The sequence below is a fragment of the Acinetobacter sp. ANC_7654 genome, assembly GCF_056779855.1.
Genome location: NZ_JBWYIR010000007.1, coordinates 51,224 through 78,089, shown reverse-complemented (window position 1 = coordinate 78,089; position 26,866 = coordinate 51,224). Strand labels below are relative to the sequence as shown.

Annotated in this window: 23 protein-coding genes and 1 pseudogene; 15 read left to right on the top strand and 9 right to left on the bottom strand. The window is 38.3% G+C overall.

What is annotated here, in order from left to right; genetic code table 11:
* The first annotated feature begins 243 nt into the window (after nt 1-243).
* Together AC1M86_RS09190 and pta are read left to right on the top strand one after the other, a co-directional pair.
* Nucleotides 244-1,467, top strand: coding sequence for an acetate/propionate family kinase (locus tag AC1M86_RS09190; protein WP_035265285.1), 1,224 nt, complete (start codon nt 244-246; stop codon nt 1,465-1,467).
* 56 nt (nt 1,468-1,523) lie between these two features.
* Nucleotides 1,524-3,665: a phosphate acetyltransferase gene (gene pta / locus AC1M86_RS09185; RefSeq protein WP_481607803.1), complete on the top strand. Its 2,142-nt coding sequence runs from the start codon at nt 1,524-1,526 to the stop codon at nt 3,663-3,665.
* Between the two features lie 184 nt (nt 3,666-3,849).
* Here the strand turns inward: pta and AC1M86_RS09180 are convergent, their stop codons facing one another.
* Both AC1M86_RS09180 and AC1M86_RS09175 read right to left on the bottom strand, forming a co-directional pair.
* Nucleotides 3,850-4,680, bottom strand: coding sequence for an alpha/beta fold hydrolase (locus tag AC1M86_RS09180; RefSeq protein WP_481607802.1), 831 nt, complete (start codon nt 4,678-4,680; stop codon nt 3,850-3,852).
* 224 nt (nt 4,681-4,904) lie between these two features.
* Nucleotides 4,905-5,915, bottom strand: a complete 1,011-nt coding sequence (locus tag AC1M86_RS09175; RefSeq protein WP_481607801.1) for an AraC family transcriptional regulator — start codon at nt 5,913-5,915, stop codon at nt 4,905-4,907.
* A gap of 409 nt (nt 5,916-6,324) precedes the next feature.
* Here AC1M86_RS09175 and AC1M86_RS09170 point away from each other — a divergent pair, with 409 nt between their 5' ends.
* Both AC1M86_RS09170 and AC1M86_RS09165 read left to right on the top strand, forming a co-directional pair.
* Nucleotides 6,325-7,851 (top strand): fumarate hydratase, encoded by a 1,527-nt coding sequence (locus AC1M86_RS09170; protein ID WP_035265279.1) that lies wholly within the window; start codon nt 6,325-6,327, stop codon nt 7,849-7,851.
* Between the two features lie 71 nt (nt 7,852-7,922).
* Nucleotides 7,923-8,465 carry a DUF2059 domain-containing protein gene (locus AC1M86_RS09165; RefSeq protein WP_035265277.1) on the top strand — a complete coding sequence of 181 codons (543 nt, stop codon included), beginning with the start codon at nt 7,923-7,925 and terminating at the stop codon, nt 8,463-8,465.
* Nucleotides 8,466-8,492: 27 nt separating this feature from the next.
* On the opposite strand, the gene AC1M86_RS09160 is transcribed toward AC1M86_RS09165, so the two are convergent.
* The 4 genes from AC1M86_RS09160 to tig form a co-directional block, all read right to left on the bottom strand.
* Nucleotides 8,493-9,245: a DUF2846 domain-containing protein gene (locus tag AC1M86_RS09160; protein ID WP_481591561.1), complete on the bottom strand. Its 753-nt coding sequence runs from the start codon at nt 9,243-9,245 to the stop codon at nt 8,493-8,495.
* A gap of 138 nt (nt 9,246-9,383) precedes the next feature.
* Nucleotides 9,384-10,694, bottom strand: coding sequence for an ATP-dependent protease ATP-binding subunit ClpX (clpX, locus tag AC1M86_RS09155; protein WP_035265272.1), 1,311 nt, complete (start codon nt 10,692-10,694; stop codon nt 9,384-9,386).
* 33 nt (nt 10,695-10,727) lie between these two features.
* Nucleotides 10,728-11,339, bottom strand: coding sequence for an ATP-dependent Clp endopeptidase proteolytic subunit ClpP (clpP, locus tag AC1M86_RS09150; protein WP_035265270.1), 612 nt, complete (start codon nt 11,337-11,339; stop codon nt 10,728-10,730).
* 192 nt (nt 11,340-11,531) lie between these two features.
* Entirely contained in the window at nt 11,532-12,863 is a 1,332-nt protein-coding gene (gene tig, locus AC1M86_RS09145; protein ID WP_481587580.1) for a trigger factor, read from the bottom strand.
* Nucleotides 12,864-13,129: 266 nt separating this feature from the next.
* Here tig and AC1M86_RS09140 point away from each other — a divergent pair, with 266 nt between their 5' ends.
* The 7 genes from AC1M86_RS09140 to AC1M86_RS09110 all read left to right on the top strand — a co-directional run bounded on the left by AC1M86_RS09140 (nt 13,130) and on the right by AC1M86_RS09110 (nt 23,046).
* A complete protein-coding gene (locus AC1M86_RS09140; RefSeq protein ID WP_481607800.1) occupies nt 13,130-15,268 on the top strand; it encodes a TonB-dependent receptor domain-containing protein in 2,139 nt (712 codons plus the stop codon).
* Between the two features lie 281 nt (nt 15,269-15,549).
* Nucleotides 15,550-17,841, top strand: coding sequence for a TonB-dependent receptor (locus AC1M86_RS09135; protein ID WP_481607799.1), 2,292 nt, complete (start codon nt 15,550-15,552; stop codon nt 17,839-17,841).
* A gap of 64 nt (nt 17,842-17,905) precedes the next feature.
* Nucleotides 17,906-18,589 carry a Fe2+-dependent dioxygenase gene (locus AC1M86_RS09130; RefSeq protein ID WP_481607845.1) on the top strand — a complete coding sequence of 228 codons (684 nt, stop codon included), beginning with the start codon at nt 17,906-17,908 and terminating at the stop codon, nt 18,587-18,589.
* Between the two features lie 317 nt (nt 18,590-18,906).
* Entirely contained in the window at nt 18,907-20,604 is a 1,698-nt protein-coding gene (gene leuA, locus AC1M86_RS09125; protein WP_035265262.1) for a 2-isopropylmalate synthase, read from the top strand.
* Between the two features lie 101 nt (nt 20,605-20,705).
* Nucleotides 20,706-21,866 carry a homoserine O-succinyltransferase MetX gene (gene metX, locus AC1M86_RS09120; protein ID WP_035265259.1) on the top strand — a complete coding sequence of 387 codons (1,161 nt, stop codon included), beginning with the start codon at nt 20,706-20,708 and terminating at the stop codon, nt 21,864-21,866.
* Nucleotides 21,866-22,459, top strand: a complete 594-nt coding sequence (gene metW, locus AC1M86_RS09115) for a methionine biosynthesis protein MetW (RefSeq protein ID WP_092766759.1) — start codon at nt 21,866-21,868, stop codon at nt 22,457-22,459. Before metX ends, metW begins: the two co-directional genes overlap by 1 nt.
* A complete protein-coding gene (locus tag AC1M86_RS09110; RefSeq protein WP_092766758.1) occupies nt 22,456-23,046 on the top strand; it encodes a tetratricopeptide repeat protein in 591 nt (196 codons plus the stop codon). Before metW ends, AC1M86_RS09110 begins: the two co-directional genes overlap by 4 nt.
* 42 nt (nt 23,047-23,088) lie before the next feature.
* Here the strand turns inward: AC1M86_RS09110 and AC1M86_RS09105 are convergent, their stop codons facing one another.
* The gene (locus AC1M86_RS09105; protein ID WP_481607844.1) at nt 23,089-23,313 is read right to left on the bottom strand and encodes a GNAT family N-acetyltransferase; all 225 of its coding nucleotides are present in this window, start codon (nt 23,311-23,313) and stop codon (nt 23,089-23,091) included.
* 9 nt (nt 23,314-23,322) lie between these two features.
* Nucleotides 23,323-23,544 carry a GNAT family N-acetyltransferase gene (locus tag AC1M86_RS09100; RefSeq protein ID WP_481607798.1) on the bottom strand — a complete coding sequence of 74 codons (222 nt, stop codon included), beginning with the start codon at nt 23,542-23,544 and terminating at the stop codon, nt 23,323-23,325.
* A 94-nt stretch (nt 23,545-23,638) separates the two neighbouring features.
* Between AC1M86_RS09100 and rdgB the strand changes: the two genes are divergently transcribed.
* Nucleotides 23,639-24,268, top strand: coding sequence for an RdgB/HAM1 family non-canonical purine NTP pyrophosphatase (rdgB, locus tag AC1M86_RS09095; RefSeq protein ID WP_481587585.1), 630 nt, complete (start codon nt 23,639-23,641; stop codon nt 24,266-24,268).
* Here rdgB and AC1M86_RS09090 read toward each other — a convergent pair.
* The gene (locus AC1M86_RS09090; protein WP_092766755.1) at nt 24,265-25,140 is read right to left on the bottom strand and encodes an AEC family transporter; all 876 of its coding nucleotides are present in this window, start codon (nt 25,138-25,140) and stop codon (nt 24,265-24,267) included. The two genes, rdgB and AC1M86_RS09090, sit on opposite strands and share 4 nt — an antisense overlap.
* 172 nt (nt 25,141-25,312) lie before the next feature.
* Here AC1M86_RS09090 and tatA point away from each other — a divergent pair, with 172 nt between their 5' ends.
* The 3 genes and pseudogenes from tatA to tatC all read left to right on the top strand — a co-directional run bounded on the left by tatA (nt 25,313) and on the right by tatC (nt 26,799).
* Complete coding sequence (tatA, locus tag AC1M86_RS09085; RefSeq protein ID WP_035266725.1) at nt 25,313-25,540, top strand: Sec-independent protein translocase subunit TatA; 228 nt, start codon at nt 25,313-25,315, stop codon at nt 25,538-25,540.
* A 15-nt stretch (nt 25,541-25,555) separates the two neighbouring features.
* Nucleotides 25,556-25,805: pseudogene (gene tatB / locus AC1M86_RS09080) on the top strand (Sec-independent protein translocase protein TatB); the annotation flags it as partial.
* Between the two features lie 211 nt (nt 25,806-26,016).
* Nucleotides 26,017-26,799: a twin-arginine translocase subunit TatC gene (gene tatC, locus AC1M86_RS09075; protein ID WP_481587587.1), complete on the top strand. Its 783-nt coding sequence runs from the start codon at nt 26,017-26,019 to the stop codon at nt 26,797-26,799.
* Nucleotides 26,800-26,866: the final 67 nt, after the last annotated feature.

Here is a 26,866-nt window from a genome sequence, read left to right as displayed (position 1 = left end):
TTTTACGCATACAATTTAATTAAAATATAACCATCATTTATTTAATAAATGAATAAAGAAAGACTATAAATTTTAATTATTATTGCCTTAGTGGTCGATAGTGCTTAAGTCTAATCACCTAAAGTCTATCTAGGACAATAAAAAAACGCATGATACAAATGCTTCACGATCAAGAAATAACATTTTTTGTTCATTTGGAAGAAAACAAACGAAATATTAAAATTGCCAGTAAAGGAACACACCATGCCTCATTCAGTTCTTATCATCAATTGCGGTTCTTCTTCGATCAAGTTTGCATTATTACTTAAAGATCAAGATTTCCGAATTCATGGTCTTGCTGAAAACTTAGGTACGCCAGAAGCGCGCATCAAAGGCGTGACTGTAGGCAACGAACCAGTTGATATTCGTATTCCAAATGCAGACCACAAAGAAGCACTTGAAGTTGGATTATCTCGCTTAGCGAATCACAAGCCTGATGCCATTGGTCATCGTATTGTACATGGTGGTTCTTTAACTCAAGCAGAGTTAATCACCGATGAAATTATTGAAAAAATCCGTGAAGCAACACCTTTAGCTCCATTACATAATCCTGCACATCTCGTTGGGATCGAAGCGACTAAACGTTTGTTCCCAGACTTACCGCAGGTTGCAGTGTTTGATACAGCGTTCCATCAAACAATGCCAGCGCATGCCTATCGTTATGCGGTACCAAAATTTTTATACACTGAACATAATGTTCGCCGCTATGGATTCCACGGTACGAGCCATGCCTATGTATCAGATCGTGGTTCTGAGCTTGCTGGTAGTTTCCGTGAAGGTGGTTGGCTCACCGCTCATTTAGGCAACGGTAGTTCTACTTGTGCAATTTGGAATGGTAAAAGTGTTGATACCTCTATGGGATTAACGCCACTCGAAGGTTTAGTGATGGGTACCCGTAGTGGTGATGTAGACCCAAGTTTACATAATTTTTTAGCCAAAAACCTAGGATGGGACATTTACAAAATTGACAGAATGCTCAATAGCCAATCTGGTTTATTAGGACTTTCAAACCTGTCAAACGATATGCGAACACTTATCGAAGCTTCAGAAGAAGGCAATGAAGATGCTGCACTTGCTATTGAAGTATTCTGCTATCGTCTTGCTAAATCATTAGCAGCACTCAGCTGTGGTTTACCTCGTCTTGATGGCTTATTCTTCACAGGTGGTATTGGTGAAAACTCAGCATTTATTCGTGAAAAAACATTATCTTATTTGCCACATTTTGGTTTTAACTTTAGTAAAGAAAAAAATGACCAATTAGCTCGCGGTACAGAAGGTCGCATTGATAATGGTACTGGTCCGCAAATTTGGGTCATTCCTACAGATGAAGAAGGACGTATTGCACAAGAAACAGAACATGTGGTGAATCAAATCGGAGATGTGAATTCATCTGAAAAAAAGTCTGAACTTGAAACCACGACTGCTTAAGTAGCCGCCCACGCAGACATATTTATTTTTTATTTTTAGATATAGATTTTGATGATATGAAAACAATTGTACTTGTTCCAACTGGTGAAGGTGTAGGCCTGACATCAGCGTGTTTAGGCTTAATTTATGCACTTGAGTGTCAAGGTGTAAAAGCTGGTTTTGTGAAGCCATTTTCACAAGAAGTACATGCTGAAAATTTCGATCGCACCACAGCGTTATTCCGCCATGTTTCTCAGAACGAAACAGTTGAACCAATCTCATATCAAAATGTAGTTCAGCAATTAAATGCTGGTGAAAGTGATGAGTTATTAGAAGAAGCTGTTCGTCTACATCGTCAAATTGCTAAAAAACATGATCTTATTATTGTGGAAGGGTTAGTTCCAAACAGTCGTGATAGTTTTGCATCTGAACTGAATGCTCAACTTGCTCAAGCACTAGATGCGAAAGTCATCATTGTGAGCAATGCTGATATCAAACAACCAGCCTATACAGCAGAAAAAGTAGAAACCCAATTACGTAATTTTGGTGGAGCAAACAGCAACCGAACAGCAGGTGTGCTGTTCATGCGAACCAAAGGTCTGTCCGAGGAGTCTGCACAGATTCCAGTGACCATTGATCCAAGTCTGCGTCTGACACAAGAGACTCAACAATTTGTTGGGGAAATTCAAAAAACACATCCACTGATTGGTTCCGAACAACTTCCTGTTATTGCATTAGTACCATTTAGTAATACTTTAAGTGTGCCGCGAATGTCTGATATCGCGCAACATATTCAAGCAGAATGGATTAACTTAGGTGAGGCTGCACAACGACGTGTTCTGCATAGTAGCCTGATCGCTTCAAATATCGAGCGCGAACTGCACAAATTCACGGCAGGCGAACTGATTATTAGCGCATCAGATCGTATTGATGTCTTACTTGCAAGTAGTTTAGCAAGCAGCAATGGTATCCCTCTTGCTGGTTTAGTATTGACTGAACATTATGCACCTAATCAACAAGTACTGGCTTTCTGCCAAGCTGCGATAAAACAGGGCTTACCTATTTTACACACACCATTGAGTACATTTGAAACAGCGACTCAATTGGCTAATTTAAGCAACGAAATTCCTGTAGATGATACTGCTCGCGCTGAACAAGTCACTCGATTTGTATCTAGCCATATTGATACGGATTGGGTAACGCAGTTGCTGAATGGCTCATACCAACCACGTCTTTCTCCATCTGCATTCCGTCATGAGTTGGTACAAAAATCAATTGCAGCGAAGAAAAGAATTGTTCTTCCTGAAGGTGATGAACCTCGTACGATTCAAGCAGCCGCGATCTGCCAATCACGTGGTATTGCTCACTGTATCTTACTGGCAAAACCAGAAGCAGTTTTAGATGTAGCCAAAGCTCGAGGGATTGAATTACCTGATGATTTAGAAATTATTGATCCAGATCTCATCCGGGACAACTATGTTGCACCAATGGTTGAGTTGCGTAAAGGCAAGTTAAATGAACTGCAAGCGAAAGAACAGTTACAAGATACAGTTGTTCTTGGAACCATGATGCTAGCACTAGATCAAGTGGATGGATTAGTTTCAGGTGCAGTTCATACCACAGCCAATACAGTTCGCCCTGCATTTCAGTTGATTAAAACGGCACCTGATTACTCTTTAGTTTCGTCTGTTTTCTTTATGTTATTACCAGATGAAGTGTATGTTTATGGTGACTGTGCAATCAATCCAGATCCTAATGCAGAGCAACTTGCTGAAATCGCGATTCAATCTGCCGACTCAGCCAAAGCATTTGGTATTGATCCACGTATTGCCATGATTTCATATTCAACTGGTACATCTGGTACAGGTGCTGATGTTGAAAAAGTTGCTGAAGCAACACGCATCGCAAAACAACGTCGTCCAGATTTATTGATTGATGGCCCCCTTCAATATGATGCTGCATCTGTCGAAAGTGTGGGACGTTCTAAGGCTCCTGACTCTCAAGTGGCTGGACGCGCCAATGTCTTTATTTTCCCTGACTTGAATACTGGTAATACCACCTATAAAGCAGTTCAACGCTCTGCCAATGTGGTCAGTGTCGGTCCAATGCTCCAAGGTTTAAACAAACCTGTAAACGATTTATCTCGTGGTGCATTGGTCGATGATATTGTCTTTACGATTGCTTTAACAGCGATTCAGGCTGAGCAACAAGCCCAATAATTTGATTTGCATATGAGTTACCATCCTCGCGAAAGTGAGGATGGTTTTTTCAATAAATCCCTTAGAACACTGAGATCTATGATTAACTCCTACGTGTTGTAACTTAGAATCATGAGGTTAACTAAAGACTTATATAAAAAAACAAGAACTCTTAAAGAGTTCTTGTTTAAGACAAGATCGAAAATTAACTTTGAATAAATTCAAGAAGGTCAGGATTAATCACGTCAGGATTAATAGTGAGCATCCCATGTGAATAACCTGGATAAATCTTTAAAGTTCCATTTTGTACCAATTCAGCCGATAACTTTCCTGAAATATCAAGAGGAACAATTTGGTCATCATCACCATGTAAAACTAATACTGGCACTGAAATTTTCTTAAGGTCTTCTCTAAAATCAGTTTGGGAGAAAGCCACAATCCCATCATAGTGTGCTTTAGCAGAACCCATCATCCCTTGTCTCCACCAATTTTGAATCACTGGTTCAGACGGCTTCGCATTTGAACGATTAAATCCATAAAATGGACCTTCAGGTACAGCACGATAGAATTCAGCTCGATTTTTAAATAATTGAGCCTGCATGTCGTCAAAAACAGCTTTCGGCAATCCGTTTGGATTATCTTCAGTTTTCACCATATAGGGTGGTACAGAGCTCACCAGAACAGCTTTAGAAACACGCTCCTCACCATGTCTTGCGATATAGTGCGCAACCTCACCTCCACCTGTTGAATGACCAATATGAATCGCTTTTTTGATGCCTAAATGCTCAACAACAGCTGCAACATCATCAGCATAATGATCCATATCATGACCATCAGACACTTGAGAAGATCGTCCATGACCACGGCGGTCATGCGCCACTACACGATAACCTTTCTCTAAAAAGTAAAGTATTTGCGCATCCCAATCGTCTGAACTTAAAGGCCATCCATGATGAAAAAATAACACCTCACCATCACGTGGTCCCCAATCTTTATAAAAAATATCAACACCGTCTTTAGTCTTTACATAACTCATTTTCAACTCCTAAAATTAGTTGAATAAACTTAAAGTTAAAATCAAACAAATTTGTTAAATCATTGTATATAAGTGAAATTTCATTTGATTTATTGTAAGCAGAACATCATTAAAAAACCTTAAATGTGCTGCAAATCAAGCGAACATTTAAAGACTTAAAATTGTCCTGATTCAGATTAAGGTAACGGATTTAGAATAAATTTTATTGACTTAGATGATATAGATTAAGTATCGATTGAATCATTTTTTGTGGTTTTTCTTTTGCGGTATTGCAAAGGTGTCTCACCCGTCCAACGTTTGAATGCTCGTGAAAATACAGAGCTCTCTGCGAAACCAAGAACGCTGACAATATGACTCATGGAGATCTCTGTGGTTGCTAATAGTTGCTTAGCAGTCCGAATACGATAATGAGTCAAGATTTTCTCAAAAGAAGTGTCAATATCAGTTAAACTTGCGCGTAAAGTGTTAACATTCATATTCAACTGTTCTGCCACATGAGTTAACTGAATGTTGCCCGATTCGAGCAAACTATTCGCTAGAATTTGTTCTATATCATAAATGAGCTCATATTTTTCAACCTGTCTCATCTGACGTTTTGCATAAGTTTCATGGATGGCAAATAATTCAGGCTCATACCAGTCAAATTTTAAATTCAACAACGCTGCATCAAATATAATTTTCCCATCTGGACAGCCCAACTCAACTTCACATCCCCATACGCGCTTGTATTCTATTAATGTCGCACCATATTCATAGGGTAAATAAATTTTAATTGGGCGGAATTGATCATCTGTAATGAATTTCAAAAACTTTAAAATCACACTGATCACAATCTCTAAATAGTGCCGAACAGGATGATTAAACCCTTGAATTCCAGCAACATGCTCATCTGTGAACAGGCTAAAATGAAAAGCTGAAGAAAGTAATTTTTGGTAATTTAAAGCTTTCTCTAGTCCAACTTTAAATCCCGAACTACTCAAAAACAGATACTCAATCACTGAGCCTCTAATTACAGGAAAATGCTCTCCTACATGTAAACCAATATCTCTGTCATTAGAAACTTTTTGCGCTGTATTCCAAAATCGGTACTGACATGAATTATCTCTGCGAACTGTCTTATCAGGCAACTGTGCGGGCAATCTTACATCTTCTAAAATTTGCTCTACATTTAATCCCATCTGTTGCATTGTGATATAGGCATAACTTAGAAAGACTCCAGCGTCACTTGACTTCATATTTAATTAACTTCTAGATTTTATGAAATATATAAATAATATTGATTTTTAATTATATAAATATTTACTTAATACTTTCTATTGAAAATCTTAACAAAATTTAATTTCATAAAGTCAATGTATTAGAATTATTGATGACTAAAATAGTGAAATTTCACCCATTTAATCTAAAAATATTATGAGATAAATTTGAAAAAAATTATTGTTATTTATAAAAAAGCTTAAACAACTTATTACGTAAACGTATTTCCATCTAAAAAATTAATTAGCAAATATTAATTTTAACTTTTCTATGAATGAATCTGCTCTCTTAAACTTTCGCCCAATTCCTCAGCAAAAAAGCCACAATTGAATCATTTTGTCTTATAATTTAGCCCGCTAGCTATCAGCCCGCTCAAGAGATATTTGTATGACAACTATTATCAAGCAAGACGACTTGATCACATCCGTTAAAGATGCGCTTCAGTTCATTTCTTACTATCATCCACAAGACTTCATCCAAGCAATGAGTCGTGCGTATGACCGTGAAGAAAACAAAGCTGCCAAAGATGCGATCGCACAAATCTTAATCAATTCACGTATGTGTGCCGAAGGTCACCGTCCGATCTGTCAAGATACTGGTATCGTCAACGTATTCGTTGAAGTGGGCATGGACGTTAAATTTGATTTAACAATGAGCTTAGACGACGCGATTAATGAAGGTGTTCGCCAAGGTTACTTAGAAAACTCTAACGTACTTCGTGCATCTGTACTTGCTGATCCTGCTTTTGGCCGTAAGAATACGAAAGACAACACCCCTGCTGTGATCTACCATAAACTTGTTCCAGGTAACAAAGTAGATATCACTGTTGCAGCAAAAGGCGGCGGTTCAGAAAATAAATCTAAACTTGCAATGTTAAACCCATCTGATTCAATCGTGGACTGGGTACTGAAAACTGTACCAACCATGGGTGCAGGCTGGTGTCCTCCTGGTATGCTCGGTATTGGTATCGGTGGTACAGCTGAAAAAGCCATGATGCTTGCTAAAGAAGCATTGATGGAAGAGATCAACATGGACGAGCTTCTTCGTCGTGGTCCACAAAATAAACTTGAAGAACTTCGTATCGAAATCTTCGAGAAAGTAAACGCGCTGGGTATTGGTGCACAAGGTCTTGGCGGTTTAACGACTGTTCTAGACATCAAAATTAAAGACTACCCTTGTCACGCTGCGGGTAAACCAGTCGGTATGATCCCGAACTGTGCTGCGACTCGTCACGCACACTTCACACTAGACGGTACAGGTGTTGCGAATATTATTGCACCTAAACTTGAAGACTATCCTGAAGTCACTTGGGACTCATCTTCTTCTAAACGTGTTGACTTAGATAACATCACACAAGAAGAAATGAACTCTTGGAAACCAGGTGATACGCTTCTTCTTAACGGTACAATCTATACAGGTCGTGACGCTGCGCACAAACGTATGGTTGATATGTTAAACAACGGTGAAGAGCTTCCTGTAGACCTTAAAGGTAAGTTCATTTACTACGTTGGTCCTGTTGATCCAGTGGGTGACGAAGTTGTAGGTCCTGCAGGTCCAACAACTGCAACACGTATGGATAAGTTCACACGCCAAGTTTTAGAAGCAACTGGTCTTTTCGGTATGATCGGTAAAGCGGACCGCGGTCCTGCTGCGATTGAAGCAATCAAAGACAATAAAGCAACTTACCTCATGGCTGTAGGCGGTGCTGCATATCTCGTATCTAAAGCAATTCGTGAAGCGGAAGTTGTCGCTTTTGAAGATTTAGGTATGGAAGCAATCTATAAGTTCGTGGTTAAAGATATGCCTGTATCTGTTGCAGTAGACGTTAACGGCACATCAGTTCACGCAACTGCACCAAAAATTTGGCAGGCTAAAATTGGTAAAATTCCAGTTGTAGATGCAGCTGCACAATAAATAATATTCGACTTGTCTCAAGTTCAAAAAGCACTCTATCATTAGGGTGCTTTTTTATACCGAGAATACTCATGAAAATTTTAAGAACATTATTTTTGAGCGGATGCATGATCTGCTCACCTGCGGTTATGGCAGCTCAAGCGACTGATCAACAAATCGAAAAACTCATACAAGTATTGAATTTAGATCAGCTCTTACAAAGTACGCTTAAACAAATCCGACCTCAAATTGATCAACAGGCCTATAGCATTGTTCAAAATATTGTTAAGGCCGAAAAATTAACACCACAACAACAAGTTATTGCCAATGAACTGGCTGATAAAATTCACCAAGAAAATATTAAGCAAACTTCTTGGGAAAAACTTAAACCGATCTATCTCAAAATTTATAAAGATGTCTATGATGCCCAAGAAGTTCAAGCCCAGATCGACTTTTATTCCTCTCCAACAGGTCAATCCATTTTAAATAAAGGTCCACTTGTTGCTCAAGAATCCATGAAAATCCTGAATCAACAACTTGCAGGCTCTTTACAATCTACAGAAAAGAATTTTGCTGAAGTCCAAAAGAAATTAGAACAACTACAAAAACAAAGTATTCATACTGACTCGAAATAAGCTAAAAACCATTATGCTGAATCAGAGTTACCATGTGCGTGGATCATATATCTTAAAAGGTTCTGTTAAGCGCACATCATCACTGGCTTTATATTCTTTATTTTTAATTTTTTCTTTTGATTTTTGCAATGTTCCGTTCGGTTGAATAACGGCAACATAGTTAAGCCCAGGCGTTTTCAACTGAGTCATGCCAATTTCTCTTAATGCCTGTTTTGTTGGCATTTGCATCAATGGTCCAACTCTGAGGAGATCTTCACTACCATTTGGTCCACCTCGAAACTGTTCTTCTTCATATTTTAAGAAATACTGCTGCCCCGCTTTAACACTAAAACTTGCAACCAAAGGTTTTTGAAAATGCATCACAGTTAAAGGTCGACTGATACTAAGTTGATAATCCCCTTCAGCCAGCTCTATCCAATAATAATGATTGCTGATTAAACTCGGAATGCGCTTACCATTTAGAAAAAAACTCGGTGCAATAATTTCCTGACGATTCCACTTACTATCAGGACGGTACAGATACAACACTGCGGCTTGCTGATGTTGAGGTTTTACACGGCTGAAAAACTGTCCTGGTTTTTGATTTACCCATGAGCCCAGATCAAATCCTGCAACTTTATATTGAGCTAGCTTCTGAGATACAAAAGTTTTTTTCTCACTAAAATCTACCGGTTTTAACGTTGAAACCACATGAGTTTGATTATTATCGTTAAGCCCTTTATGTGTCTGACATGCCACAAGAAACAGACTCAAAGCACACACTGCTACGCTTGATCGCATGATTATCCCTCATCACGAATACTTTTTATTCTATGTCATATTTTTGTTATCGTTAGATTATCATCTCAATCCGAGATTAAAAACAAAAAACGCGCAAAAAGTGGGACTTTTTACGCGTTTCAGATGAATTACAATCAATTAAGCAGATTTAGTATCTAAAATCTTTAAATCGACCTTTTCTTCAACTTGTTGTTCTTGTTTAGGTTGGCGCTCAGTTCGATATTCTGGTTCAGCATTTTCATTGATCACAGCTTCATTGATCACAACAGTACCAATATCAGAGCGACTTGGTAAATCGTACATCGTATCGAGTAAGACGTTTTCAAGAATTGAACGTAAACCACGTGCACCTGTATTACGCTCAAGTGCTTTTTTCGCAACAGCTCGCAATGCTGAATCTTCAAATAATAGATCAACATCTTCCATTTCGAACAAGTATTGATACTGACGCGTTAATGCATTTTTTGGTTCAGTCAAAATTTGCATTAATGCTTCTTCGTCCAATTCTTCGAGCGTTGCAATCACTGGCAGACGACCAATGAATTCAGGGATTAAACCAAATTTCACAAGATCGGCAGCTTCTACCTGACTAAATAATTCAGATAACTTCTTAGAGTCATCTTTAGTCTTTACGTCAGCAGTGAAACCAATTCCACCTTTTTCTTGACGCTGTTGCACGACACGCTCCAAACCAGAGAATGCACCACCGCAGATAAACAGGATATTAGACGTATCAATTTGAATGAACTCTTGCTGTGGATGCTTACGACCACCTTGAGGTGGAATTGAAGCTACCGTACCTTCGATCATTTTTAAAAGCGCTTGTTGAACACCTTCTCCTGAGACATCACGTGTAATTGAAGGATTTTCAGACTTACGGGTAATCTTATCGATCTCATCGATATAAATGATACCCTTCTGTGCTTTCTCAACATCGTAATCTGCTTTTTGTAGCAATTTTTGTACGATATTCTCAACATCTTCACCAACATAACCAGCTTCAGTTAATGTCGTTGCATCAGCCATCGCAAATGGGACATCTAATAAGCGCGCTAAAGTTTGTGCCAATAAAGTCTTACCCGAACCTGTTGGTCCTATGAGTAAGATATTGCTTTTAGCAAGTTCTACACGATCTTCTGACTTTGCAGTAGATTGAGTTACTTTAAGACGTTTATAGTGGTTATATACCGCAACAGAGAGCGTTTTTTTCGCAGTGTCTTGACCAATCACATATTGATCTAAAGCTGCACGAATTTCATGCGGCTTAGGTAATGGACGAGTTGCCCATTCACCAGTTTCGACTTGCTGGCTCGTCTGAACTAAATCTAAGCATACATCTACACATTCATTACAAATGTAAGCGTCCTCGCCTGCAATGAGTTTACCCACTTCAGACTGCGTTTTACCGCAAAATGAACAATGCTTTTGTCCTTGAGGATTTTCAGACATCTTCACTCCAAATAAATTTCTATGCTTTACAGCTTAAAGTTGCGGACGTTTCGTTAAAACTTCATCGACCAAACCATATTCTTTTGCAGCTTGAGCGGTCATAAAGTTATCACGGTCTGTATCACGTGCAACAGTTTCATAATCTTGGCCACTGTGTTCAGCCATTAGACGGTTCAAACGCTCTTTAATAAATAGAATTTCACGTGCATGAATTTCAATATCTGAGGCTTGACCACGGAAACCACCCAATGGTTGATGAATCATAACACGAGCGTTTTCTAAGCAGTAACGTTTACCCTTAGCACCAGCATTCAATAAAAAAGCGCCCATTGATGCCGCTTGACCCATGCAATACGTCACGACGTCTGGTTTGATGAATTGCATCGTATCGTAAATTGCCATACCCGCAGTCACTGAACCACCAGGTGAGTTAATGTACAAATGAATATCTTTTTCTGGGTTCTCAGCTTCTAAGAACAACATTTGCGCAACGATTAAGTTCGCCATATTGTCTTCAACTTCACCCGTTAAGAAAATTACACGTTCGCGTAAAAGACGCGAGAAAATATCAAAAGAACGCTCACCACGAGATGATTGCTCTACGACAACTGGAACCAAAGCATTATCAATTGTTGGAACATACATACGTTATTTATTCCTGAATTTTTTGTCACTCAATACATTTTCACAATATGAGGGATAATTGTCGAAAATGCAAAATATTCACCATTAAATATCAGATATTTTTTGATTAGGCTTTGTGAATACAGGACAAGTTGATCCATATTTTTTACAAGAAAAAAGGCGCGTTAAGCGCCTCTTCCTTCGGATAACCGATTAGCCTTGTTGACGAGCTTGTTGTTCTTTCAACAATTCTTCATAGCTAACAGCTTTATCAGTTACTTTAGCAGACGCTAAGATGTGATCTACAACTTGGTCTTCTAAAACAACAGCTTCGATTTGTGCACGTTGTTGCTTATCATTTTTGAAGTATTCAATAACTTCTGTAGGATCTTCATAAGAAGTCGCCATATCTTCGATATAAGCTTCTACACGTGCTTGATCAACTTCGATTTTTGCTTCAGCAAGAATACTGCTCACCAAAACACCTAATTTTACTGATTTTTCAGCTTGCTCTTTGAATAATTCATCTGGAAGCATGCTTGAATCAAATGCTTTAGCGCCTTGAGCACCAAACTGTTGAGTAAACTGTTGGATCATTTGTTGACGTTGACGGTCAATTTCTTGAGACAACATAGATGCAGGTACTTCAATTTCATTTGCAGCTACAAGCGCATCAAAAGTTGCACCTTTCACTTGATTGCGAAGACCGTTTTTCACTTCACGTTCCATATTTTTGCGAACGTCAGCTTTTAACTTCTCAACACCTTCTTCTTCAGTTAAACCAAAGATTTTTAGGAATTCAGCATCTACCTCAGGAAGCTTTTGTTTTTCAACAAGCTTAACTGTGATTTTGAATTGAGCTGATTTACCTGCAAGGTTTTCTGCTTGGTAATCTTCAGGGAAAGTTACATCAATTACTTTCTCTTCGCCTTTCTTCATACCAACGATACCGTCTTCGAAGCCAGGGATCATACGACCAGAACCTAATACAAGTTTGAAGTCTTCAGCAGAACCACCTTCAAATTTTTCGCCGTCAATAGAACCTTCGAAATCAAAAGTAACTTGCATGTCTTTTTTAGCCATGCCTTTTGTTTCAGTCCAAGTCGCGCGTTGCTTTTGAAGATTTTCGATCATTTGATCTACATCTTTATCATTTACTTCAGTAGATTTACGTTCAACTTCTAAACCGTCAAACTTAACTGAAACTTCTGGATAAACTTCAACAGTAGCTTCATAAACTAAAGCATCTTCTTTGTTTTCAACTTTTTCAATGTTAGGCATGCCTACAGCATTGATTTTCTCTTGTTGAATTGCTTCGAATACTGTGTCACGAATAACATCATTTACCACTTCTTGGTAAATGCTCGCGCCGTATTCACGACGAACAACATTTAAAGGCACTTTACCTGGACGGAAGCCGTTGATCTTAACTGTTTTAGCAGTACGTTTTAAACGAGCTTCGAATTGCTCATTAACACGGCTCGTCGGTACAGATACATTTAAACGACGGGCTACGCCCGAAACCGCTTCAGAAGTTACTTGCATGGCTTCCTCGATATAGAAATAGTAATTGCAATTTTTAAAGTGCCACATTATATGACAACAATCAAAGATATACAAAATACCTTTTTCAAACCATCTTTTTTATGAACCTGAGAATATTTTTTTTGCTCACAAGGTTTGACCATATTCAATTCATATTTCTTAATTATTGTTTGTTTTTTATTGCAAATGATAAAGTTTATCATTAATATTTGCATCAAATTTGATCATGCCCTCAAGCATCACTCATACCAGCGGAAGAACATAATATGAGTAAGTTTAAGCTTCAACCTCTTACAGTTGCATTATTCGCTTTGTCTAGCGGTGTAACATTTGCAAATACCACAAATGAAAGTAGTGCTCATCAACTTTCGACAATTGTCGTTTCTGCTGCGGGTTTTGAGCAGGATATTAAAAATGCACCTGCATCTATTAGTGTTGTAACTAAAGAAGATATTGAAAAGAAAAATGCGACAAGCATCGCTGATCTTTTATCAGATGTCCCTGGTATTGATATTCGTTCTGGAGTTGGGAAAACATCTGGCCTTAACGTTAAGATGCGTGGTCTTGGTAATGACTATAGCTTAGTTCTTATTGATGGACGCCGTCAAACAACCTCATCAGATGTAACACCTAATGGCTTTGGTGAAACCTCTAATAGTTTTTTACCGCCTCTAGCCGCTATTGAGCGAATTGAAGTTATACGTGGACCAATGGCTACTCGCTATGGTTCAGAAGCAATGGGTGGTGTGATCAATATCATTACTAAAAAAGTTGCAGATCAGTGGTCAGCAAATGTCACAACGAGTGGCAACATTATGGAAAGTAATGCTGAAGCAGACTCTTGGAAATCTAGTTTTGTGATTAATGGTCCACTTATTAATGACCGCTTAGGTTTACAATTAAGAGGTAGCTATTTGGATCGTCAACGTTCTGAACGTATTGTTGAGGGTTCGACTAGCCGTGATCCACGCCCAAGTAAAGCAGATAATTATGATTATGGTGCAAAATTAGACTTTAAATTAGATGAACAAAATGCTTTATGGATCGATGGTTTTTATTCTAGCCAACGCTATGACAACACAGATCAACGTTTAGGAAACTTTATTTCTCGTGGTGGTATCGCAGGCTATAACGATGAGCTTGAGTTCAATCGAACTCAATTTGCACTTGGTCATGATGGTAACTATGATTTTGGTTTGTGGAAAACTTATCTAAGCCATAACACAACAGAGACCCAAGGTCGCACCATTCCAACAGATGCATTCCCAGAGTTAGCAGGTCAAGCTCGAAAACTCGAAAATAAAGATCTTGTGATTGACTCTCATATTGTTGCACCAATCAAAAGTCATAAATTGACAGTTGGTACTGAATACAAAGATACAACCATTGCAGATGATATTGCAGGTATAGGAAAAGAATTTACACAGGATACTTGGTCTCTCTACGCTGAAGATGAATGGCAACTCAAAGACAACTTATTTTTCACATTCGGTGGTCGCTTCGAAGATCATAGCGGATTTGGTGGACAATTTAGTCCGCGGGCTTATTTAGTTTGGAACACCAATGATGCACTAACGATCAAAGGTGGCGTAAGTACAGGTTATAAAACACCATCCGCTAAGGATCTTTACGACGGAATCAATGGTTATAGTGGTCAAGGTGCTACACCGAGTCTTGGAAATCCAGATTTAGATCCTGAAACATCAATCAACTATGAGCTTGGATTTAATTATCAACCTTCTGATAATTTTAACCTTACAGCAACTGTATTCTTCAACGTTGTTGAAGACAAGATCGTTTCTAGAACGTTCAGTTGTAACACCAATGATTGCTCTAATCTTAGTGATAAAGCAACTTCTTATAGCAAGAGTTTCAACACGGATGAAGCAGAAATTTATGGTTTAGAGACATCCCTAAATTATCAAATTATTCCAGAATGGAGCTTAAAAGCGGCTTACACCTATACCGATTCAGAAATAACTAAAGGTCAAGACAAAGGATATGCTTTAGAGTCTACTGCGAAACATTTAGCTAGCCTAACATCTACTTGGCACATTAATGACTCTTTAGACCTATGGTTACAACATGAATATCAATCTGGTCGTCCTCGATTTACTAGTGAACCTACAGACGCTGGCTCAATTAGTATTTTGGAACAAACCAATAACGAATTTTCTGGTTATAATTTATTTAATCTTGGTGCAAGTTATCAACTGAACGATAAAATTCGTATTAATGCTGCAGTAAACAATCTATTGGATAAAGACTTTACTCAAAATATGGAATATGTAGATATTAACGGCGATCTTCAACAAGCTTATAAATATCTTTCAATTGGACGTAGCTCTGAAGGCACATACTTAGCTGGTCGTAACTACTGGTTATCTATTTCATATGATTTCTAATTCTAGGTAGATTCTCTCTAGTAAAACCCTGCGCTAGCAGGGTTTTTTATTTTATTAAAATTTAATTCCCTATCAAAAATAGCCATACAAAAATGTAGAAACTTTAATTTTTCCAATATTATTTAAATTCATTTACTTATACATAAAATATTACATTATTACATTTAAGCTTCCGTTATTTAGCTTAACTTAAATCGCAAATATCAATTTTAAGACCCGTTAAAGCTAAAAAAGAATCATTATTATTCTCAACCTGAAAACAAATTCATATCAGGTTGAACATGGCCTTTATCACGACACGTAAAAAAATCGTTTCATCTGCAATAGCAACGTCATTGGCTGTTATTTCAGGTCAAACTTTCGCACAAGAAGATACAGCGCATTTAGAAACAATTAAATCAGAGGCTCAATCAGAGCAGTCATTTAAAGTCGACAAATCCTCAAACGCTAAATACGTTGCTCCCCTACTCGATACTCCCAAATCAATCTCTGTTATTTCTCAAAAACAGATACAAGATACTCAAGTGACTACGCTGTCTGATGCTTTAAGAACTGTTCCAGGAATTACACTTGGTGCGGGCGAAGGTGGCAACCCAAATGGTGACCGTCCATTTATCCGTGGTTATAACTCTGAAAGTTCAATGTACGTTGACGGTGTGAGGAACTCTACTTCTCAAAACCGAGAAATGTTTGCCGTTGAACAGGTTGAAGTCACCAAAGGCTCCGCCTCTACTTTAGGTGGTGGAGGTTCTACGGGTGGTAGTATTAACCTAATTTCCAAATTAGCCAAATCTGGAGATGCTTTCCAAGGCTCTGTTGCTGGCGGTACTGATGCTTATGCACGTATCACATTAGATGCAAATAAAGATTTTGGGAATGGTATTGCGACTCGTGTCGTGGCAATGGGTCACCAGAATGAAAAAGCGGGACAACATAATGGCGCTGAATATGAACGTGCTGGTATTGCACCAAGTATTAGCTTTGGGTTAGACACGCCCACTCGAGCGACACTAGCCTACTACTACCTAAAGTCTGATGATAAGCCAGATTCAGGTATTCCATATAAATACGACACTAACAGAAAAGCGACCGTCGGCTCACCCGTTGATGTTAAACAGGGTACATACTACGGTTGGTTAAATCGTGATTTTCAAAAGCAAGAAAATCAAAGTGGGACCCTTAAGCTAGAGCACGATTTTAGCGAAAATCTAAGCTTGATGAATACTGCTGTCTATAGCAAATCAAAAAATAATTACTTATGGACTCAACCAGATGACAGTCAGGGCAACGTCGCAAATGGAAAAGTTTGGCGTCGTCTAAATACCAACCTAACAACCACTGACAGTTTTACAGATCAACTCGCATTAACAGGTAAACTCCAAACAGGCATCATAAAACATAATTTCAATTTGGGTGCTGAATACAGTAAACAAGATTCTGAACGCGGCACAAACATTGTAACCGACCCTAATACCTCGTTAATAGGCGGTAGTGGTGCTAATAATGCATGCTCATTAAATATTTCAAATGGTTGGTGTACTGATCTTTATAACCCCAATTCGAATGATGCTTGGCTAGGTAAAGTTCAAGCTAATCCAAATGTCATGAAGATTAAATCTGAAACACAATCAGTATATGCCCTAAATAATATTGAGCTTAATCCTCAGTGGCTCCTTGACCTTGGTATTCGCTGGGATGAATTCGAAACTGAAATGAAATACAATCAAGATACTGGTTCAGGCACTTCAGCAATTCAAGCAGGAACAAAATATAATTCAAAACACGATTTCTTCAATTATCAAGCTGGATTAACTTTTAAACCAAGAGAAAATGGATCAATTTATGCAAGCTATGCGACTTCAGCTAATCCCGTTGGAATCGATGCTGGTAATGGTTCAGAAGGGTTAAGTGTACCAGGACGCAATACAACTGATGCACAAGCAAGAGCAATTAACAACCTCAAACCTGAAGAAGTCAAAACCTATGAAATCGGAACCAAATGGGACCTTTTGAATAACAGAATTAATCTTACAGCTGCTATTTTCCGTACAGAAAAAGAAAATACTCGCGCTTTAGATAATGATGGATTTACAAGAAATATTGGTGAGACTCGTGTTGATGGTGTTGAATTAGCCTTAAACGGCAATATCACAAATAAATGGGCTTTATCTGCAGGATACACATATTTAGATAGTGAAATTGTTGATGCAGGTTATGTCAAAAATAGCGATGGAAGTTATTCGGCTAGCCCAACTAATGGTAACCAAGTCCAAAATGTCGCAAAACACTCTGCCACTTTGTGGACAACTTACCAAGTTCTCCCTAAATTACAATTAGGTGCTGGTGTTTTAGCTATGGATCGAGTGTATGGAGATGCTGCAAATACCAAATTTGTACCAGGCTATGTTCGTTATGACGCCATGGCTCGCTATCAAGTAAATTCAGATATTGATCTTCAATTGAACGTCAATAATCTCTCAGATACACGTTATTTCACGAAAGCTTATGCTTCGCATTATGCAACTGAAGCTGAAGGTCGAAATGCTGTATTGTCTTTAAATTTCAAGTTTTAATTTCATTTCAGCATAGCTCTATACAAGCTATGCTTTTCATCACCTAAAGCAGTGAGTGATCGTAGTGATTCATCATATTCCAAATATTCTAAGCCCTGAACAAGTTCGATATTTTCGTAAAGAAATGTCTAAAGTAGATTGGGTCAATGGAAAGGTAACAGCTGGAACACTCTCTGCAACAGTGAAACATAATCAGCAACTTTCCAATGATCATCCCCTGACAAAACATCTAGGTGATATTATTTTAGAATCCCTAGGTCAACATCCTTTATTCTTATCAGCAGCAATTCCACTAGATATCATCCCTCCTCTGTTTAATCGCTATGAGCAGCATCAATCATTCGGTTTTCATGTCGACAATTCGATTCGCAGAGTTCAATGCTCACAAGAACGCTTGAGAACAGATTTATCTTGTACCTTATTCTTGAGTGATCCGCACGAATATGACGGCGGTGAATTAGTCATTGAAGATACTTATGGATATCACGAAGTCAAACTCCCTGCAGGAGATTTGATACTTTATCCATCTACTAGCTTACATGAGGTCACTTCTATCCAATCGGGTTGTCGCTTGGCATCATTTTTTTGGGTACAAAGTATGATTCGAGATGATTCAAATCGACATATGTTATTTACTTTAGATCAATCTATTCAGCAACTTCGTATGGAATTAGGGGATCAACATGAGCAAGTCATCAAACTCACGAGCCTCTATCACAATTTAATTCGAAAATGGGCAGAACTATAATTTATTTTTCACAGTTAATTTTTATAATGAAAAATATTATTAAAAAAAAATATATTGTGAAAAAAAATTTCACATTCATCATACTTTGATCTAAATCAGGGAATAATTCTCTTGAAGATCGCACTATACTAAAAGAAAGAATTTACAAGCACTGTGACGGTATAGCTAAGCTCTATATATTCAAAAGATTTTTAGGGAATTCAGCAAAATGATGCAGTAATCCACTTGTAAATTGATAGAATAGACACAATCGATATAAATAGCGCAGTGCCTTTACACAAGACCCAAGCATGTTGTGCTATGAAAGGAGTTATCTCATGATGTTGGCTGATCCAAGCAAAAAATACCGTCGCATGTACCAACGTGTAGACTTACCTGACCGTCAATGGCCAAATAACGAAATTAATAAAGCGCCTATCTGGATGAGCACCGACCTCCGTGACGGTAACCAAGCTATTTTCGAACCAATGAACATTGAACAAAAGTTCAAGATGTTCCAAATGTTGGTGAAAATTGGTTTCAAACATATTGAAATTGGCTTTCCATCTGCCTCACAGATTGATTTTGACTTTACCCGTAAATTAATCGAAGAAAATCATATTCCAGATGATGTCTATATCGAAGTATTAGTTCAAGCTCGTGATCACTTGATTCAACGTACATTTGAATCATTACAAGGTGCCAAACGTGCAATTGTGCATATCTATAATTCAAACTCACCAACATTCCGTCAAAAAGTATTGAATGTTGATGTAGCGGGTGCGAAAGCCTTAGCGGTGAATGCGGCTCAAAAAGTGAAAGAATATGCAGCACAATATCCTGAAACTGAATGGGTGTTCCAATACTCTCCTGAATGCTTTACCGCAACTGAATTAGAAGTTGCAAAAGATGTCTGTGATGCAGTCACTGAAATTTGGGATGCTCGCCCAGATAATAAAGTTATCTTGAATCTACCCGCGACTGTTGAAGTTTCTGGGCCTCATGTTTACGCTGACCAAGTTGAATGGATGCATCGCAACTTACAACGCCGCGATGGTGTCATTATTTCTGTACACTGTCACAATGACCGTGGATGCGGTATTGCAGCATCCGAGTTAGCGATCATGGCTGGTGCTGATCGTGTGGAAGGTTGTGTATTTGGTAATGGTGAACGTACAGGTAACGTTGACGTTGCAGCGATTGCATTAAATATGTATACCCAAGGTGTCGCTCCAAATCTAGATTTTTCAAATATTAATGAAATCATTTCTACTATTGAAGAATGTACAGGTATACCCGTTCATCCACGTCATCCATATGCGGGTGATTTAGTATTTACTGCATTTTCTGGCTCACACCAAGATGCGATTAAAAAAGGCTTTGAGTTCCAGAAAAACGAAGAAATTTGGGACATGCCTTACTTACCAATTGATCCTAAAGATTTGGGACGTGATTATGACGCAGTCATTCGTGTCAATTCACAATCAGGTAAAGGTGGTATCGCATACTTGTTAGAGTCGAACTACAACGTCGTATTACCACGTCGCTTACAAATTGAGTTCTCGCAAGTCGTGCAACAGGTAGCTGACGAAGAAGGCGTAGAAGTTTCTGCTGAGCAAATTTGGAGTTTATTCCAAAGTACATATGTAAATCAGAAAGATAAACATTATGTCGCGAAAAACTATCGATTATCTGATGAAAATGGCAATCAAGTCATTGAATTAGATATTGAAGTCGGTGGTCAAGTTCAACATCTACGTGGTGAAGGCAACGGACCAATCTCTGCAATTTTAGATGCTTTACAGTTGCCAATCGATGTTGTGAACTATGAAGAACGTAGCATTGGTTCTGGTGCAAATGCTAAAGCGTTGGCACTAATTGAACTTCAAGTCAAAGGTACAGGTAAATCAGCATTCGGTGCTGGTGTACATGACAACATCGTGACTTCATCTATTGAAGGAATTATTGCATGTACAAATCGTTTAATTGATCAAGGTGTTTTGAGCACAGATCAAGTGATCGCTGCGGCAGTATAAATATTAGCAATAATATTTAGCACGAAAATGACTTTAGAAGGATACCCTCAAGTGGTATCCTTTTATTTATTCATACTTAAGATTTTAGGCGAATTTATCCTGTGTCTTTTCCAGCTGACTCAGTGGGCATTGTTGTTCCACAAAAGTTCCAATTTGAAGAACCACTCGCATTAGAATGTGGCCGCGTTTTACCACGTTTCGAATTGATGGTCGAAACTTATGGCACACTCAATGCAGATAAATCTAATGCAATTTTGATCTGCCATGCGCTTTCTGGTCATCATCATGCTGCTGGTTATCACCATGAAGATGATAAAAAAGCAGGTTGGTGGGATGCTTGTATTGGGCCAGGCAAAGCAATTGATACCAATACATTTTTTGTGGTGGCATTAAACAATATTGGTGGTTGTAACGGATCAACAGGACCAACCTCCCCAAATCCTGAAAATGAAAATCGTCCTTATGGTCCAGATTTTCCATTAGTGACCGTGCGCGATTGGGTTAAAACTCAAGCAATGCTGTCTGATCGTCTTGGTATCACTGTTTGGCACTCTATTATTGGTGGCTCTTTGGGAGGCATGCAGGCACTTCAGTGGTCTGTAGATTATCCTGACCGATTAAATAATTGTGTCATTATTGCCAGTGCACCTAAACTTTCAGCGCAAAATATCGCGTTTAATGAGGTCGCGCGCCAATCCATTTTGTCTGATCCTGATTTTCATCATGGTCGCTATTTAGAAAAAGACAGCTATCCTAAACGTGGTCTTATTCTAGCGCGGATGGTAGGTCACATTACCTACCTTTCTGAAGAAGCCATGAAACAAAAATTTGGTCGTGATTTAAAATCTGGCAAATTCATGTATGGTTTCGATGTTGAATTCCAAGTTGAAAGTTATCTTCGCTATCAAGGTGAACAATTTAGTCGTAACTTTGATGCGAACACCTACTTGATCATGACTAAAGCTTTGGATTACTTCGATCCTTCTCGTGAGTATGAACAATCTTTAGTTAAAGCAATGTCGAATACAAAATGTAAATTCCTTGTGATTTCATTTACTACGGATTGGAGATTCTCTCCTTCCCGATCTGTTGAGATTGTGGATGCATTGATTACCAATCATAAGCCTGTGAGCTATGTTGATATTGATGCAGAACAAGGTCATGACTCGTTCTTGTTTCCTATCCCTTTATATGTCAAAACTTTAAGGGCTTTCTTAGGTGGTGTAGACCATCTTGCTTCAACCCCTAAGGAGACCGTGTAATGCGTATTGATCAGAAGCTTGCAGAAAAATGGATTAAACCTGATTCAAGCATTTTAGATCTTGGTTGTGGCGATGGTGAGTTACTGGCTCATATGAGCAAAAAGCACAACATTCGTGCATACGGATTAGAAATCGATCAAGAAAAGATTGCAATTGCAGTCAGTCGAGGGTTAAATATCATCCAACAAGACTTGAACCTCGGTTTGGGACGCTTTGCAGACCAGTCATTTGACTATGTTGTCATGGCACAAGCTTTGCAAGCTGTAGATGCACCTGATGTGCTTTTGCGCGATATGGTGCGTGTTGGGAAACAAGCAATTATTACTTTTCCTAACTTTGCACACTGGAAAACACGCTCTTTCCTTGCTTTAAAAGGGAAAATGCCTGTTTCGGATGCCTTACCCTATATGTGGTATAACACTCCAAATATCCATCTGTGCACGTTTAAGGATTTCGAAGCACTTTGTGCTGAGAATCAAATTAAAATTATTGACCGTTTAGCCGTGAATGGGAATCAACAAGGGAGTTTGCTCAGCAAGCATATCCCGAACTTGTTTGGCGAGGTCGCGATTTATCGAGTGAGCGCTCTATGAAAAAGTTATTCTTAGGTACTTCATTATTTCTAGGGTTGTTGAGTTTCCAAGTTCATGCAGATTATGTACCTCAACAACCATCAACTTCTGCACTAGCTGCACAGTATTCACGTATGCCTGTATCTGAGCTCCAAAAAGCTGCTCGAGCAGGTCAACCGGCTGCCCAGTTTTATCTGGCAACACATTATCAACATGGTAAAGATGTTGCTAAAGACCTAAAGCAAGCTTTCGTTTGGTATAAGGCAGCAGCCGATCAAGGTATTTCATCTGCTCAGCTGAATGTGGGTCGTATGTATGCTGACGGTATTGGTGTTGCTAAAAATGAAACCTTAGCTCGCCAATACTTCGAAAAAGCAGCAAGTCATGGTGACAATCGTGCAAGCTTCAATTTAGCCGTTATGGAAGAGCAAAAGAAAAACTATATGGGTGCTTACCAATGGTATGAGCTTTCTACACGTGATGGCATGTTAGATAATAAAGTGATCAATATGTCTGAGACGAAAAAGACGGCTTTGGCTGCCAACCTGACACCAGAACAAATTCGTACTGCACGTGACCGTGCTGATCAATGGATTCAAAGCCGTTAATTACGCTTATAAGTTTGAAGAAAGCACCTATCGGTGCTTTTTTTATTCGACCATCTTCTTCATTCTTATGAATTTCATATCTTCGAATATTTCCACTTCACTCTGCGAAGTAAAACCTAATTTTTTATAAAAATGAACAGCCCCTATATGCGCATTGACTGTTATCTGTTGGATCTCCGTTTGAGTTAATTGATCTAACACATAATTAAATAAATGAGTTCCAACGCCTTGAAATTGCAGATTTGGATGAACAAAAAAATGAAAAATATGGGCGGGTTATTTGTAAGCAATCACCCCCACAAGCGACTGCTCTAATTCTGCAACAAAGTATTTTATCTCTTGATGATTGATGTGCGATACAAGAGCTTCTTTTGAAAATAGGGACTTACTTTTTGGCATCTCATCAAAGTGATTCAAAGCGAAAGCAATACAGGACGCAATATTTTCAGCATCCGCGATCTCTACTTGACGAATATGAATGGTATTTAAATTTCTCATTTTTAATGATTGGTTATTTTAGAGATGAGTTCATCTGTATCATCGCAAATATCCGTTAGAATAGCTTCAAATTTGAAACAGAAAGTGATTCAACATGGCGTCTAAAGATTGGTTAGATCAAGGTACTTTGGTTTTAGCGAGCAACAATAAAGGGAAAATAGCTGAGTTCGAAAAGTTATTTGAAGAATTAAAACTCCCTGTTAACGTTGTTCCCCAAGGACAACTGAACATTGAGGATGCGGTGGAAGATGGATTAAGTTTTGTAGAAAATGCCATTATCAAAGCACGACATGCTTCTAAGATTTCGGGTAAACCAGCTATAGCAGATGACTCAGGTATTTGCGTCCCTGCACTTGGTGGTGCTCCTGGTATTTACTCTGCACGTTATGCTGGTGAGCATGGCGATGATGCTGCCAATAATGCTAAATTACTGGCAGATTTAGCACCATTACGTAACAATGGTGACGTGATTGAAGGGATGTTTGTGTGTGTACTCGCCTTAGTTCAACACGCCGAAGATCCTTTACCTCAGATTTTCCAAGGAATCTGGAAAGGTGAAATTTTGGAAGTAGCACGTGGCAAAAATGGTTTTGGCTACGACCCACTGTTTTGGCTACCTGAACTCAATATTAGTAGCGCTGAAATGACCAAAGAAGAAAAAAATAAGATCAGTCATCGTGGTCAAGCCATGCAGTTATTCAAAGCAAGCCTCGAAACGAACTAAACGATCAGTCCATGATAAACCATGGCAAATAAACCAATTGTCATGCAACTTACGATGGTACCCGCTGCGATATATTGGGCTGAAACACCTGTTCCTGAATAATGTGTTTCTAAAGCAACAATATTCGCTGCGGGTGGTAATAAAAAAAACATAGACATCAGTGCAATTACAACCAGTTCGTGAGGAATCGGTAGAAGAAAATAGGCTACCGCACAGCACACTAAACCAAATAGAAATTTAATCAAAGCAAGTTTTAAACTTTCAATTAAATCGGACAAGTGAATTTTTACTTGAGATAACCACATCCCAAGGATACACATCCCTGTAAAGGTCATTAACCACTTATCCAATATATACAATGATTGAATCATTGCATTCTGCTGAAAATGACTAACATTCCATAACGAAAGAAAACCAGCAACTAATAAAGCTAAAATCGGTGGAGAGAAAGTCAATTTTCTCAAAATCTCCATCGCAGACTGCTTTTCAGCACTTAATACGGTCACTGCACAAATATTACCAAAAATAGAGCCCCCGACATAAAGTGCAACCATAGGACTAGATGCTTGCGCACCAAAAATAGCGAATGCAAATGGAAAGCCAAGCCAAGCCATGTTGAGGTAACTGGAACATAAGGAGACTAATTTGTCTTTTGTACGGTAATAAACAAATAAATACAGCAAAAATGAAGCGATAAAACTAAATAACATCAACCATATACTGCCCTCTTGGTAAAACACCATATTGTAAATAATGATGAGAGGAATCAGCACTTTCGCCAACAACATCGCCATAAAGGGACGAATTTTTTGTAAATATTCTACGCCAAAATAGCCGATAAGAAAGGAGACTAGTGGGAGTAGAAGAACCATATTAAATATGAAATAGATTTTTTCTCATCTTAGCACAACATCTATTTCACTTCAGAGTAAGTCTCTTGCACACATAAAAAATCCATGACTTCAAACTGAAATAATTCCGTCAACTTGCTGTCATAAAGAACTGTTGAAATCATTCAAGATCATTTTCAATAAGGAATATATCATGGCTGGATTATCAATTTGGCACGTACTTATTTTCGCAATTGTCGTTTTACTTTTGTTCGGTACGTCTAAGCTAAAAAATTTGGGTAAAGATGTTGGTGGTGCGGTTAAAGATTTTAAAAAATCAATTAAGGATGACGAAGACCAGAGCACATCTGCTCAATTAAAAGAACCACGCACGATTGAACATCAAACATCTCATGATTTGAATTCAACAGCGAAACATTAAAGGTAGGTAACAGTAATGCTGAATATTGGTATGGCTGAACTATTAATGTTTGGCATCATTGCATTGCTTGTTCTTGGACCTGAAAAGCTTCCTGAGGGTGCGCGATTTGCTGGTAAATGGTATGGCAAAATTAAACGTATGGTCAGCAATGTACAAAATGATATTGATCGTGAACTAAGAATGTCTGAACTTAAAGAACAAATGCAGACTGAAATGAAGCGCATTCAAGAATTAGAAGAAAAAATGAAAGCGCAAATGCAGGAAATTGAAAAACACACAGTATTAAGCGATGAATATTTAAATCCACCTATCCATCAACAGGTTCGCTCTGAAACAAGCCCTGTTTATGTGTATTTAAACGTTCAGCAAAGTACAGCAGTTCCTTTTAGAGGACACGCTACACCTAAGCAAAGTTTTATTCATATTCAAAATTCGGCGCAACACAATAAACCGTATGTAGTCTTAGCGGAGGCAGTATGAGTCACAATACTCTCCCAAATATCATCTCTTCAAATGAGGAAAATCCTCAGCTTGAAGAAATGCCAATAACCAAGCATCTTATTATTTTAAGAAAATATTTATTTAGAATAGTTGGGGTCATTCTCGTTTTATTCTTTTGTTTATTACCATTTGCAAATCAAAGCTATCAAATGATGTCTGAGCCTCTTAGAGCTCAACTCCCAATAAATTCATCAATGATTGCAACTGATGTCACCGCGACATTTATGGCACCATTTAAGTTAAACTTCTTCGTTGCTCTAATGATCGCCATGCCATTTATCATTTATCAAATATGGGCTTTTGTCAGACCGGCGCTTTATAAAAATGAGAAAGCTTTAGCTCTACCATTACTCATCGGAAGTATTACATTATTTTATGCAGGTGTTGCTTTTGCTTACTTTATAGCCCTCCCTTCGATTTTACATTTTTTCATTAGCGTTGCACCTGAAACGGTTGCACCCATGACTGACATTAATAGCTATCTGAGTTTCTGTTTAAAATTATTCTTGGTTTTTGGTTTAACTTTTGAAATTCCAATTGTGACTTTATTACTCATTATGATTGGGGTCGTTACCACAGAACAATTGGTTGAAAAAAGACGTTTTATTATTGTAGGTTGTTTCTTCGTTTCTATGTTTGTGACGCCACCTGATGCACTATCGATGATTATGTTGGCGATACCAATGTGGATGTTATTTGAATTGGGGCTTTTCTTTGGAAAATTACTCGAAAATAGAAGAGCAAAGTCAGTACTTTGATATTTTGACCCTTTTAAACATAGGCGAGTCTTAAGACTCGCCTTTTTCATACTCTTTAAATAAAAGC